The organism is Marinobacter sp. UBA2498, assembly GCF_002341575.1.
In the GTDB taxonomy this organism is placed as follows: Bacteria; Pseudomonadota; Gammaproteobacteria; order Pseudomonadales; family Oleiphilaceae; genus Marinobacter; species Marinobacter manganoxydans.
In genome coordinates this window covers 18,143-18,645 of record NZ_DDOI01000098.1, presented here as the reverse complement: position 1 = coordinate 18,645, position 503 = coordinate 18,143, and the positions used below count along the sequence as shown (strand labels likewise).

Annotated in this window: 1 protein-coding gene; it reads right to left on the bottom strand. The window is 62.8% G+C overall.

Translation table 11 applies throughout. The annotated features are described in order from the left end of the window. Window positions 1-9: 9 nt before the first annotated feature. Window positions 10-503: anti-sigma factor (locus B2W52_RS13645; RefSeq protein WP_286803560.1), on the bottom strand; the 494-nt coding region annotated here is incomplete at its 5' end.

Here is a 503-nt window from a genome sequence, read left to right as displayed (position 1 = left end):
ACCTGCCTATTAATTGTTTCCGTCGGTGGGGTAGAGGTAACCGTGAATCGCCGGTCCCGTGGGCTGTCCGGTGGGTGAGCCGCCTTCGGGCTCGACACTGATGCCGAACGTGGCCTCCTTGAGCAGGGCAGGGTCGTAATTGCTCAACGCCCCTTCATCCAGCGCGAAATCGTTGCCCAGAACGCCCACGGAGCGGGGGTTTGGACCCAGCTCGTCGGCCTTGATCCACAACTGATAGGATTTTCCGGGTCTTGGCTCGGCAGTTACCGGCCGGATGTTGAGCCGTTGCTCCTTCAGGTCCACCGTCAGCAGGAAGGCCGGCTGCTCATCGTTGTTCTGGAAAACCGCAACAAACGACTGGGCTTGAGGCTCGGGCTGCGGCTGGAACGCCAGAATGGCCACGAGAACCAGGGCGGCCGCCGAGGCAATCGCCGTGCTCCAGCGCCAGCGGTTCAGCTGACTGCGCAGAGCAACCACGTTAGAGGTTTCGGCCGCCTCGCGGG